At 25.3% G+C, this 13091-nt stretch carries 15 protein-coding genes, 1 pseudogene and 1 riboswitch; of the genes and pseudogenes, 10 read left to right on the forward strand and 6 right to left on the reverse strand.

The genetic code is table 11. The features are described 5' to 3' along the window. Position 1 precedes the first annotated feature (1 nt). Together ACTG48_RS07505 and ACTG48_RS07510 are read left to right on the forward strand one after the other, a co-directional pair. Complete coding sequence (locus ACTG48_RS07505; RefSeq protein ID WP_479918488.1) at positions 2-349, forward strand: hypothetical protein; 348 nt, start codon at positions 2-4, stop codon at positions 347-349. A 410-nt stretch (positions 350-759) separates the two neighbouring features. Next, on the forward strand, positions 760-2400 hold the full coding sequence (locus ACTG48_RS07510; RefSeq protein WP_479918489.1) for a cell wall-binding repeat-containing protein: 1641 nt from the start codon (positions 760-762) through the stop codon (positions 2398-2400). Positions 2401-2428: 28 nt separating this feature from the next. Here ACTG48_RS07510 and ACTG48_RS07515 read toward each other — a convergent pair whose 3' ends face one another. Next, positions 2429-2932, reverse strand: a complete 504-nt coding sequence (locus ACTG48_RS07515) for a hypothetical protein (protein WP_479918490.1) — start codon at positions 2930-2932, stop codon at positions 2429-2431. Between the two features lie 287 nt (positions 2933-3219). Between ACTG48_RS07515 and ACTG48_RS07520 the strand changes: the two genes are divergently transcribed. Then, positions 3220-3699, forward strand: coding sequence for a hypothetical protein (locus ACTG48_RS07520; RefSeq protein WP_479918491.1), 480 nt, complete (start codon positions 3220-3222; stop codon positions 3697-3699). 114 nt (positions 3700-3813) lie between these two features. Continuing rightward, entirely contained in the window at positions 3814-4128 is a 315-nt protein-coding gene (locus ACTG48_RS07525; RefSeq protein WP_479918492.1) for a hypothetical protein, read from the forward strand. Positions 4129-4291: 163 nt separating this feature from the next. Here the strand turns inward: ACTG48_RS07525 and ACTG48_RS07530 are convergent, their stop codons facing one another. Both ACTG48_RS07530 and ACTG48_RS07535 read right to left on the reverse strand, forming a co-directional pair. Next, positions 4292-4609 (reverse strand): hypothetical protein, encoded by a 318-nt coding sequence (locus tag ACTG48_RS07530; RefSeq protein WP_479918493.1) that lies wholly within the window; start codon positions 4607-4609, stop codon positions 4292-4294. A 545-nt stretch (positions 4610-5154) separates the two neighbouring features. Next, positions 5155-5355, reverse strand: a complete 201-nt coding sequence (locus tag ACTG48_RS07535) for a cold-shock protein (protein ID WP_479918494.1) — start codon at positions 5353-5355, stop codon at positions 5155-5157. A gap of 457 nt (positions 5356-5812) precedes the next feature. Next, positions 5813-5909, reverse strand: a riboswitch (cyclic di-GMP riboswitch). A 207-nt stretch (positions 5910-6116) separates the two neighbouring features. On the opposite strand from ACTG48_RS07535, the gene ACTG48_RS07540 reads away from it, so the two are divergent. The 4 genes and pseudogenes from ACTG48_RS07540 (at position 6117) to ACTG48_RS07555 (ending at position 9347) form a co-directional block, all read left to right on the forward strand. Beyond that, on the forward strand, positions 6117-6494 hold the full coding sequence (locus tag ACTG48_RS07540) for a BlaI/MecI/CopY family transcriptional regulator (protein ID WP_021384211.1): 378 nt from the start codon (positions 6117-6119) through the stop codon (positions 6492-6494). Positions 6495-6600: 106 nt separating this feature from the next. After that, positions 6601-6983: pseudogene (locus ACTG48_RS07545) on the forward strand (BlaI/MecI/CopY family transcriptional regulator). A 371-nt stretch (positions 6984-7354) separates the two neighbouring features. Further along, on the forward strand, positions 7355-8149 hold the full coding sequence (locus ACTG48_RS07550; protein ID WP_021384212.1) for a MerR family transcriptional regulator: 795 nt from the start codon (positions 7355-7357) through the stop codon (positions 8147-8149). Positions 8150-8207: 58 nt separating this feature from the next. After that, positions 8208-9347 (forward strand): agmatine deiminase family protein, encoded by a 1140-nt coding sequence (locus tag ACTG48_RS07555; RefSeq protein ID WP_479918495.1) that lies wholly within the window; start codon positions 8208-8210, stop codon positions 9345-9347. A gap of 231 nt (positions 9348-9578) precedes the next feature. Here ACTG48_RS07555 and ACTG48_RS07560 read toward each other — a convergent pair whose 3' ends face one another. The 3 genes from ACTG48_RS07560 to ACTG48_RS07570 form a co-directional block, all read right to left on the reverse strand. Continuing rightward, positions 9579-10253, reverse strand: a complete 675-nt coding sequence (locus ACTG48_RS07560; protein ID WP_021384200.1) for an MgtC/SapB family protein — start codon at positions 10251-10253, stop codon at positions 9579-9581. A gap of 220 nt (positions 10254-10473) precedes the next feature. Next, positions 10474-11028 (reverse strand): cysteine hydrolase family protein, encoded by a 555-nt coding sequence (locus tag ACTG48_RS07565; RefSeq protein WP_479918496.1) that lies wholly within the window; start codon positions 11026-11028, stop codon positions 10474-10476. A gap of 77 nt (positions 11029-11105) precedes the next feature. Further along, on the reverse strand, positions 11106-11471 hold the full coding sequence (locus ACTG48_RS07570; RefSeq protein WP_479918497.1) for a winged helix-turn-helix transcriptional regulator: 366 nt from the start codon (positions 11469-11471) through the stop codon (positions 11106-11108). 229 nt (positions 11472-11700) lie between these two features. On the opposite strand from ACTG48_RS07570, the gene ACTG48_RS07575 reads away from it, so the two are divergent. Next, positions 11701-11835, forward strand: a complete 135-nt coding sequence (locus ACTG48_RS07575; protein ID WP_021384195.1) for a hypothetical protein — start codon at positions 11701-11703, stop codon at positions 11833-11835. Between the two features lie 196 nt (positions 11836-12031). Continuing rightward, on the forward strand, positions 12032-12817 hold the full coding sequence (locus tag ACTG48_RS07580) for a GNAT family N-acetyltransferase (protein WP_479918498.1): 786 nt from the start codon (positions 12032-12034) through the stop codon (positions 12815-12817). Positions 12818-13091 lie beyond the last annotated feature (274 nt).

Here is a 13091-nt window from a genome sequence, read left to right on the forward strand (position 1 = left end):
TATGACACTTAAGAAATATATAAAATCATTACTAATAGTTGCTAGTTTTACATTGATAATGAGCAAATCAATATTATTGGTAAATGCATTAGATTTAGAGAGTAACAGTGACATACAGTCTTATAAAAGAAAGGGTGTAAAGGAAGTTGATATAACCAATAAATTTGTCGATGAATCTTTTAGAAGAGATATTGTTGAAAAGGTATTAGAGAATAGGGAGGATCCATTAACAAATGAAGTTGCATCAAAAGATAACTATAAAATATATGAAAGTGATTTAAACAAAATCGAGAGCTGCTTAGAGTTAAATTTACATAAAAATCCAGATGTTTCCAATCCAAAAAAATAGATAATTTAAAGGGGATAGAAAATTTTAAAAATCTAGAAAAACTTGATTGTAGTTCAAACAATCTAGAAAATGTAGATTTAAGTAAAAATATAAAATTAAAATATCTAGATATTAGTGGAAATAAAATATCAAACATTGATTTAAAAAACAATAATCTTATTAATGAATTACATTGTGATGCAAATAAATTATCAAGTTTAGATCTTAAAAATAATAAAAATCTGGTAAATTTATTTTTTACTAGTAATGAATTAACAGAGATAGATTTAAGTAATAATGTAACCTTAGAAAGTTTACAATTTCTTAATAATAATTTAAAAAGTATAGATTTAAGCCATAATAAAAAGTTGAAATCTCTAAATTGTACTAACAATAAACTTGAATCTCTTAATTTAAGTAACAATGTTTTTTTGAAAAATTTAAGTTGTTCAGGTAATAACCTAAGTAAATTAAATATAAAAGGACTTACAAGTCTTGAGTATTTAGGATGTGCTAAGAATAAATTACAAGATTTGGATGTATCTACAAATATAAAATTAGATTCTTTGTTTTGTGGAAAAAATAGTTTAACAAAAATAGATATAAGTAAAAATAAAGAATTAAATTCACTGGAATGTAGTGGTCAATACATAGAAAAAAGTATTATAAAAAGTGGTGAAAATATAGTTGTAGATATAGGAAGTGAAAATTCAAAATTAAAGGAATTATATCCACAAAATTATAATATCTCAACAGGTTTTCTAACATGGAAAAATCTTTCTGACTTTCCAAACGGCATAAGTTATAGTTTGGAATATGAATATGGTCCATTAAATGATGTAGAGACTATGGATGTAAATATATCAATAGATAAAATAGTGAAATGTAGAATCAGATATATAGATTATGATGGAAGTATAATTAATGGAAAAGAAATATCAGATAATTCCAGTATAAATGAAATTCAAATTAATCCACAAAGAGAAAACTATGAGTTTAGTGGATGGAGAAACAATAAAGATGAAAAAATATATACATCAGAGCAAGTAAGTAAATTAGTTTTTGATGATAGTATTGATTTTATAGCGACTTATAAAAGAAAATCAACAGGATCAAGTGGTTCTTCTGGTGGAACTTCAAGTAAAGAAGATTTTAATATGGCACCATCTAAGGAAAAAATAACAGGTGCAGATAGAAATGAAACATCAGTGAAAATAAGCCAAAAAGGATGGAATAAAGCTGATAATATAGTGCTAATAAATGACTCTAGTATATCTGATGCCTTATCAGCAACACCATTTGCTAAGTCTAAAGATGCACCAATACTACTTACTAAAAATAATAACTTAAATAAATTAACAGAAAAAGAAATAAATAGGTTAGAAGCAAAAAATGTGTACATAGTAGGTGGTTTAAACTCTGTTGATGAAAAAGTAGTATCTGATTTAAATGAAAAGGGATTAAATGTAATTAGGATATCTGGAAATGATAGATACGAAACATCAATAAAACTTGCAAAAGAATTAGACAAAAACTCTAATCTGTCAAAAGTAGTAGTGGTAAATGGAGAAAAGGGACTAGCTGATGCAGTAAGTATGGGAGCTATATCAGCCAAAGAGGAAATGCCAATTCTTCTTACTAATCAAAATGATGATATGAAAGATATAAAAGACTTAATAGCTAATAAAGACATATCAAAATCATATGTAATAGGAGGAGAATCTTTATTTAATAGTAAAGAAGTGAGTAATACATTACCAGCTATAACTAAAATAGCGGGTTCTAATAGAACGGAAACTAATTCAAAAGTAATAAATCATTTCTATAGTAAAGAGACACTTAATGACTTATATGTAGCTAAGAATGGAATGAATAAACAAGATGATTTAGTAGATGCTTTATCAGTAGGAGTACTCGCAGGTAAAACGGAATCTCCAGTAGTATTAGTTGGAAATGGATTAGATAATAGCCAAAAAGAGTTAATCAAGAATAAAAAGTTTAAAAATATAACTCAAATTGGTGGAAATGGAAATGAGAAAGCGTTTAGTGAAGTAGAAAACTTAGTTAAATAGATTAGAAGGTAGCAGCCAAAAGTGGTTGTTACCTTCTTTTTATATACTTTATTTTTCTAAGTTTTTTCTTTTTCATATCTTCTAATACATCTAATGCAGTAGTATAAAATTGTATATCATCTCGATAAGGTTTGGCTATACTTAAAGAAGTAGACTGTACATAGGCTAAAAAGATAATAATACATATTAATTGAATAAGTAAATCTAAATTAGGGCATTTAATTTTTAAAATATTAAATACTAAGTTAGATAAATATGATTCTACAATATTTGATGAAAGATTATATAATAACGAAAAAACTATTGCAATTAGAGCTATATACAATGCATTACCAGGATTATTATTTTTTTCTAATTGTCCTCGAATTCTAGTCTGCTCGATTTCTATCTTTCGAATGCTATCTACAGTTTCAATTTCATTATAATGATTATATATTTTTATATAATATTCATGGTATTTTTTTATATTTTTCTTATTTCCTTTAAAACGTTTTTTTAATTTTCTATTTTGATTCCAACTTATCAAGTTCATAAAATCCTCCATAAATTCATATACAATATACTTTAATTTATAGCATATTTAAGAACTTATATCAGCAATTTGTCGAACGATTTTTAGATGAAAATAGAGCAAGACTACATGAGAAAAATTCACATATATTTATTCTGATGATGTGTGGTCAACGATGGATAGAGCTAGAGCGTTTGTAAAAGCTAGACATAGATTTAATACTTATATTATAGTAAAAATCTTAATAAATAAGTTATAATATAGATATAAGTTGTATGTAGAAAGATTCTAACAAAGGAGATGATACTATGAAATATAAAATACGATATATTTTAGTAGGAATATGCTTAATGTTGTGTATATATCTTACAACATTTATAAAGCCTACAATAAATTTTTCAGCTAAAATAAATGGTATCACTACTGAGGATTATAAGAGAATAAAAAAAGAAGAACAGGGTTTACCAATAAATGTAGATATTAAGCGTTTAAAACATGTTGATATTCAAGTTAAAGTTAAATCACCAAACATATTAATAAAAGATATAAAATTTAATTCAGATGGTTTTTACGATTTTCTGAGGGATAATGAAAAAGTTAGGATGTTGGGAGATAGTATTGTAACATATAATAAAAAACATACTGAAACCCTTGAAGTATACTTAGAAAGCGCTAATGATAAAGAATTAAAAGATATAATTGGAAATTTCAAATATGTAATATCATGGAAAAATATATGGAATTATCAAAGCGAAGAAATATTCTATCTAAAAGACTATTTGAAATAGACTAGAAGGTAGCAATTAACTCTAGTTACTACCATACTTGTGTCTAAAAAATATTGGTATATGTTAACTTATATAATAAGTTGGAGATATATTATTAATGTGAGGAGATTAATTATGAAGAGGATAAAGTTAGTATTAACAACAGCATTATCTATTATTGCAATGTTTCTAATATTACATTCAACGCCTGCACTAGCACTAAAGACTCATGTATTTTTTAATGGATATTTCAAAGAAGCTATTACTACAGGAATAGTTGATGATGAGTTTCATAACAAAATAGACAAAGAAAAGTTGTCAAAAGAAAATGCAAAATGTTATACATTAACTAAACCTCCAATTGAGAAAGCTACAGAATCATACTTGAGAAATTATAAGGTCACTAAGAAAAGTCCTTTATATTTTGCTGAATATTATGGAGATTGTTAAACGTTATAATAATTTTTTATAGTATTTTCTCATAACTATTTAATTATATTGGTTGACAAAAACAGTATGAAATCATACAACATTAGATAAATCAAAAGAAGATGATAGGGTAATCCTATTACCTTCTTTTGATTATCAATTCTATTAGTATTTTATAAATAGTTTATACAGTTATATACCTCTTTCTAATTAAATAATATAAGGTTGTTGTTATAATAGCTGCTAATATCATTGCTATTATTGTAATGTCTAATCTTCTTGTAAATAAGCCTATTGCTATGTATTCAAGGCTCATTGCATAGCGATAAAGAACTTCCAGTTTAATGGTTCTTTTTCTATCTATATCTCCATATATTGATTCTAATTTATTAAAATATTTTTCACTATAAAAACCAATCTTAACTTTAATTAAAGATATTATTGTAGTTGCTATTATAATTCCTATTCCAAGAAACATAAGATAGATATTCTGAGTTTTCATAGTAGAGACCTCCTTTATAATATGATTTTATATATAATCGCCAACTTATAATTAGATTAATTTTCTTAATCAAAGTATATCAGTAACACAAGTATAAAGAGTATCTAAAATATTACAAATATTAACAGGTTATCTAAAAGTATAGTAAAAGTTGTAATAATAAAGCGAACGAAAATTATCATACTAAAACATAAGACGTGTTATAATTGTATTAGATATATACATTAACATACACTAAGCACTCTTTTTATTATGAGTGCTTATTTTTTTGAAATACATTAATGTATAAAAACTATCAGGGACATGACTTATCATATCTTAAAAACGATTTAAAGGGGTCTTTTTCATAGACCAAAATATATGATATAATAAAAAAATAGAAGTGTATTGGTAGTACACTTCTATTTCTGTAACTAAGCATTCTCATGTCGAGGAGTGTTTTTTTCATTTATCCAAACAACATTATTTACTTCATCAATAATTATCTCATATATACTAGCAATAAAAAAAGACTCTAAAAGAGTCTTTCCCGAAAAATCTATATATTATAATATAGTTATATTTTCTGCCTGATGACCTCTAGCACCTTTAACTATATCAAAGCTTACTTTTTGACCTTCTTCTAGTGATTTAAATCCTGAAGTTTGTATAGCTGAGAAATGAGCAAATACATCCTCTCCACCTTCTACTGTTATAAAACCAAATCCTTTTTCATTGTTAAACCATTTTACTATTCCATTATTCATTAAAAATACTCCTATTAACCTGTATCAAGATATACTTGATTTAATTGTGTATTACCACAAATACTATTGTATCATAGATTAATAGAAATGTCTACTTAATTATATTTTTTAGTTAACATTTTTGGTTATTCTTAATATTAAAAATATATTTGAGCGTTTTATATTGCTATAGATTAATAGAAATGTAGATAAAACTAAAAAGGGTTCTCTAGAAAACAAAATCTATTTAATTATACTTACTCACCAATATCATAACTTGATGAAAACAATACTCTACTACATTTTATCCGTACTCTAGTATAAAATCATTTAACTGTGTATTTAAAAAATTACAATAATCATATGAACTATCAATATAAGCAGTCAACATATGTGTACACTTATACATTTTATGTCTAAACATATGAATTATTATCCCCCTAAAAAACTTTCATAAAAACAAAAAGAACAATATTTTTTTGGCAACTGGCTGACATAATTTATAAGAATTTTATAAATTTTAGTTCCTATAGGCTTTATGCCACTAAATTCCTCTAGTTTTGCCAATTTAGTTTTATTCTACAATTTAATAATACAATGCAATTAGTTATTATTCAACATATGTGTTTGAAAATTGAATAAGTTTATAGATATGAATAATATTTTTTATATATAAAAACAAACTAAATAAGTAGAATATATGGCAAATTTTACCTGTAGTTTTTGTGTTAAAAAGCTCCTATCATTAGTTTAAGTTAGACTGAATGAGGGAGCGACACAAGATGGAAGAAGAAATGTTAATAGAAAAATTATTAAGAGCAGAACTAATATTAATGGAGTATTTATGGAAAAAAGATTCTATAATATCTAAAAAAGAAATTGTAAAATATATAAAACAGAGGTATGGATGGCATAAAAGTACAATAAAAACACTATTAAAAAGATTGGTTGATAAAGGTTATTTGGCTAGAGATATTATAAAATTTCAATCTCATTATAAAATAACAATAGATAACGAAGAATATTACGCTTTTAAGAAAAAGGTACTAAAATCTAGTAAAAGTAGAAAAATAATGCGTTTTCTTACTACCACACATAAATCTATAAGCAAAGATAAGTTAGATTCACTAGAAGAGTATTACAGTAACTTAAAAGAATGATATGGTGAAAATTGGGTGGTATTATTTACCTTAATTATCTTGTTTGGAAAACTTTATTAAGATAGAATTTTATTTATATATGAATCGACAAGAGGGTATATATAACGTGAAAATTAGTAAATTACCAGAAGCGGAATTAAAAGTTATGAGATATATTTGGGAATCATATAGAATATTGACATCAAGAGAAATTGTTGAAGCCATGGAACAAAAATATAAATGGAAAGACACGACTACATTTACAGTATTAAAAAGATTGCAAAGAAGAGAGTTTTTAGAAACAGGGAAAATAGATAAACGTACTCACTATAATGTACTAGTAAAAGAAAAACAATATCAGAGATTTGAAACAAGAGAATTCATAAAAAATATACATAAAAATTCAATTAGAAGTTTGATTTCAGCATTACATAAAAATGATGAGAAAGTAGATGAAAAAAATTAAATGAGTTAGAAGAATATTTTAAGAGTTTGGAAAAAGATGATTAATAAAAAATATAGTATTATTTAATAAAAAAATGGAGTAGCAATTTTTTGCCACCTATTTGCCGCCCAACTTATTATATAAAATTAACTATAAATAAAAATATAAGATAAAATAAAAACATTGATTTAATGTCTGATATTTTAATGGTTTCAAAATAAATATAAATAAAGACAAAGAAAATACTACAATTTATAACCGAAATTCAAGTACTTGTAACTAAATAGCTAGATTTCAATGATATATCAAACAAATCTTCAAACAATCAGATAATATCACAAATTCACTTACATTTTGTTTAAGTTTAATCTATAGTATATATAAATAATAATAAAGTAATAAACTTCGAAATCAAAAAAATGAAGAAGGTGTTTGTATGTATAAAATAGGTGAAGCTTCAAAAATAACTAAAATATCATCTAGAATGCTTAGATATTATGATAAAGAAAATATATTGAAACCTAGTCACATAGAAAATAATGGATATAGGTACTATACAGAAGGAGACATTAGTATAATATCAAAAATAAAAAACTTAAGAAGATATGAGTTTTCTTATGAAGAAATAAAAGATATATTTGATAATAATAAATATGAAAATATAGATATATATATCAATAAGATTGAAGAACTAACAAAAAAAATAAATAAATATGGATATTTAATTTCAGAAATAGAAGAAAAGGTAAAATTTAAAGATACAATCATAAATAATTATGATGTTAATATTTGTGAAAGACAATCAGTTAATACCTTGTGCAAAAAAGCCATTATTACTTATAAAGAGATAGGAGAATTTATAGAATCTTGCTATAATACGATTTCAAAAAGCAAATCTAATAAAGTTGGATGTTATTATGTAATGTTCTACGATAATGAAAATATAGATGAAAATACATATGAAATAGAATATTATCAACCTATTGTAGATAATAAAGAAATAAATGGATTCAATAATAAGGTAATTGAAAGTGGTACATATATTAGTACAATATGTTATGGAGATTATGAAAATTTAATTGATGCTTATAATGCTTTGTATAAGTGGGTTAAAAATAACGATTTTAAAGTTAAAGGAAATTTTATTGAAAAATATCTTGTAGATTCATTATTAACTCCCTTTAGCTATGAATTTATAACAGAAGTATCTATAAAAGTTTCAAAAGATTAGTTGACCTTGACACTATGATAACCTTTATACTTGAATTATAAAAATAGAGGAGGTTATTATGAATAAAATAATTTCAATGCTGGTATTACCATTATTATTGATGATGAGAGGATTTACAAAAGGGTATGAAAGTGAAAATATAAATCAAAATAATCAAAAAAAGTATTATATGACACTAGAAGATGAAGAACATGAAGGCACTTGGTTGCAATGGCCTCATAGTTATACTTATGGAAAAGAATATCAAAAGAGAATAGAAGATGTATGGGTAAAGATGACAAAGTCTTTAGTGGAAGGTGAGAATGTTCATATAGTAGCTTATAATAATAGTGAAAAAGATAGAATAGAGAATTTATTGAAAAAAGAAAACATTGATATGAGTTATCTAGATTTTTATATTCATAAAACTGATGATGTTTGGATAAGAGATAATGGTCCTATATTTGTATATGATGAGAGCGATGAAATTTTAATATTAGATTGGGGATTTAATGGTTGGGGAAGAAAAGAACCATATAGTAAATCAAATCAGATTCCTAAAAAGATAAGTGAAGACTTAGGAATTAAAAGTATAAATTTAAGCGAAGTAGTCTTAGAGGGTGGAGCAATAGAGCTTGATGGTAGTGGAACATTTTTAGCGACTAAAAGTTCTATAATAAATAAAAATAGAAATAAAAACTTAAGCCAAAGTGATATAGAAAAATATATAAGAAAATATTATGGAGTAGAAAAATTTATATGGTTAGATGGTGTAGTTGGAATAGATATAACAGATTTTCATATTGATGGATTTGCAAAATTTTATGATGAATCAACAATAATTACATTAAATAAAAAAGGATTGATAGACTGGGGATTAAAGCAAAAAGATATTAATATATTGTTGAATTCAACAAATGTAAAAGGGAAAAAATATAATTATGTATATCTACCACTTACGCAAAACAATGTTAAATTAAAAAATGGAAAAAAATTAGCATATCAAGGTTCATATATGAATTTTTATATAGGTAATAAAGTTGTATTAGTTCCAAATTATAATGACCCAAATGATAAAGTTGTGAATAAGATTATACAAGATTTATATCCTGATAGAAAAGTAATAGGAATAGATATACGAGAGTTATATAAAGATGGTGGAATGATTCATTGTGTAACTCAACAACAACCTATAGCTGTAGTTAAAAATAGAGAGTAATAAAGTGTGATATGAATTAATATTGACAGCTTATTTATGGAAAAAAGATTCCTTAATGAGTAAAAATGAAATTAAAGAAGTCAGAAGAAAATTTTAAGCATTCAGAAGAAAATGATTAATAAAGCACATATAGTATTGTTGAATAAAGAAAAATGGAGTGGCAATTGTTTTGCCACCCATTCGCCACCATATTTTAAAATCGGTGGTAATTTGTATCTTTATATTTGTTTTTTATATTTCTAAAGTTTCTATAAGAGGATTATCACTAAATAATTTTAATAAATTTGTTTTTTTGTATCCTTTAGGTAACTTAGTATATATAACTATTTCTAACCAATCTCCATCAAGGCGTTTAATATTCATGTTTATAATTTCAATATTAGATTTCTTAAATTTCTCCTCAATATATTCTATCGAATCGCTTCTATTAGAAATCTTGAGCGAAACTTGTTCTGCTGTAGGGAGTTTCATCCATTTCCTATCTCTATGGAGTAATATCTGCACAATAACAATGATAATACTTGAAACAATACCTAATAAATATAGTCCAGAGCCAATAGCAAGCCCTGTACCTGCTGTTGCCCATATACCAGCAGCTGTAGTAAGTCCACTTACTGATTGATTTCTAATAAATATTAATCCAGCTCCTAAGAAACCTATTCCACTGACAACTTGAGCTGCAACACGGGCTGGGTCTAGACCAATACCTGGAGTACCTACTATATCATTAAACCCATACTTAGAAACAATGATTATAAGCGCTGAACCTAATGCCACTATAAAATGAGTTCGTATTCCAGCTTCTTTTAGTCTATTTTTCCTTTCATATCCAATTAAAGCTCCACAGAAACCAGCAAGGATGATTCTTGCTATATACTCAAATTGAATTAGTATATGATTATTCATTTGTCTAGCACCCCTTTCTATATAATAATATATATACTATAATACTACATTTTTTATGTGGATATAGTAAAGTTTAAAATTTATATGATAGTTATATATGAATATAAAATAGATAAGAGTATTTTATATATATAAAAATGATAGAACGTATCTAATTTTAAATGATTAAAGAGCATACTTAAATAAGTTAAGTTTGCTCTTTTTAATATGGTAAATATTTTTATTTATAACAACTAGATAAAAAAATATCTGTATTTTTTATATCTGCAAAACTCTTCTGCAATGATGCCATGAATACTTGATGGGCAATGTTTGCATGAATTTCTACATCACCCCAAGATAAATTTTTTGTTGTACAGGCATCATCTATAAGAGTTATGTCGTATCCCAGTTTTTTTGCTGTTCTTACACTTGTATCAATGCACATATGACTCATCATTCCACAAATCACCAACTTAGTTATATTTTTTTTCTCAAGTACAGTTTGTAGGCTGGTTTGAAAAAAACTGTCTGGTGAATGTTTAATTATAATTTCTTCATTTGCCAGTGGAAAAACAGTTTCATTTATTTCTGAACCATAAGTGTGAGGAAGAAAAAAAGAAGCTGTTTTATCTGTTGATATATGTTGTACATGAATAACTGGTAAGTCATTTTTTCTAAAGAACAGCAATATCTTCTTTGCATTTTCAGTAGCTTTTTTTGGTTCAAATAATTCACATTTTCCGTTTTTAAAATAATCATTCTGAATATCAATTAGTATTAAAGCTATAGACATGTTTATACCTCCTATCTATCCTTATTATAATATTCATATAAAAAATGTAAATTACTTACTTTTTGGTATGTATAAAACTATTTATTATAACAAATTCCTTTGCTGTCTAGAACCCCTTGTTGACCATTTTCAAGCATATATTCTATACCTATTTCTTGCATTATTTCCACAGCCTTTAACATTTTTTTACCACGGTCAGTAAGAAAATATTCAACATGTAATGGATAACCAGCTGAACTTATCTTATCAATAATACCAAATTCATGTAGTTCTTTTAATTGTTGAATTAACATTTTTTGATTTATTCCCAAAATGCCATGTTCTAACTCAGAAAATGTCTTATTAGACTGTCTTAATTCAAATACAAGGATAGTTTTCCATTTTCCTTTGATTATGTCATGTACAATTTCAAGAGGACATGTGTATTCATCTCTTATTTTCATAATATATCACCCCCATAAAATGATAATAAATTATATCACTTGTATTGTCATATGACAAATATATATGAATTGTATGTAAAGTTTATGGTTTATTAAGTTCTAAAATTCTTCTAGTGTAGTTCACATTTAATACACAAATAATTAGTAAGATATAAGTAAATAAACATATAAAATAACTATAGAAATTTAACTTTAAAATAATTTATGATAATTTAGAGGAGGAAAATATATGAATATATCAAGAAAAGCTATGAAAATAATAGAATTGGCACAAAGAATAGCAACCAAAAAAGGCATCTCAGTAGAAGAAGCTTGGAATGAAGCACTAACAGAATATAAAAATAAATATGAACATATTGCATAGATATTGAAAAAATGTAGCTTATTTAAAATATAAAATGACATATAATCTTTAATTGTATATTTTTACAAGAAATAAATTAGCTTACAATTCTAAATTATTTTTGAAAAATTAAGAATATTTGGTGGAATATAATGAATTTAAATGATACTATAAATTATAAGGTATATCATTATTAATGCAAAAGGAGGATATATACTTGATTGTAAAAATAGATAACACTTTAGAAAAAGAATTTTGGCAATATGTATCACATGAAGAAAGTTTAAACTTATTCATAATTGGATATGTTGAAAACTATGGATTTAGCTCCTACTCTCAAGATATATGGTCTCAAATGAAAGGAGGAAATATAACTTCTATAATATTAAAGAGTAAGTCAACACTTATAATTTATAGTCTAAAAAATGATTTTGATATAGAAGAGATGAAGTATCATATAAAAGATTTGGATGTAGAAAGTATAAGTGGAAAAAAGTGTGTAATGGATAGATTAATAAGTGGATATAAAGATTTCTATGAAAAACTAGATAATAAATTTTGCATATTAAAGGAAGTAAAAGAAATTGATTTCTCCAACATGAGTGAGTATAAAATAGAAAAGGCTCAGGAAAAAGATGTTGATGAAATAGGTAAACTTTTAAACAACTCAGATTATAAAGTAAGTAAAAATTACATAGAAGAAAGAAAAGAGCATTTAAAAGAAGGAAATGTAAGAGCATATTTTATTAAAAATAATGACACTATGATTAGCACTGCATCAACTGGTATGGAAACTAGTTTTTTGGCAATGGTAGTATCTGTAAGCACCGATAAAAAATATAGGGGAAAAGGATTTGCAAGTTATATAGTTTACAATTTAAGTAAAGACTTATTGTTGGAAGGAAAGGTACCATGTCTTTTTTACAATGATGACATAGCAGGTAAAATATATCAAAATATAGGATACAAAGAGATAAATGAATGGACAATCCTTTTTAAATAACTATAAAAAATAGTGAATTTTCATGTCATTCATAATGTACCTTATACAACAGCTTAAACATTTGAAAGACGCTTGATTGATGGGGTTGTTGGTATTTATGGACTATTCATTTAAGCGGATTTTTCTTTGAAAACTGATTAAATGATGCTCCTATTCCACAAGTCGCTATAAAATTTGTGACATAGGAAAGGCCCAGCTACATTGAGTAACTGGGCCTAATTATCATATGTATGGTTATGTACATACATGATAGAAGATGAAATTTTGTATGGCT

The organism is Clostridioides sp. LIBA-6822 (assembly GCF_056688955.1).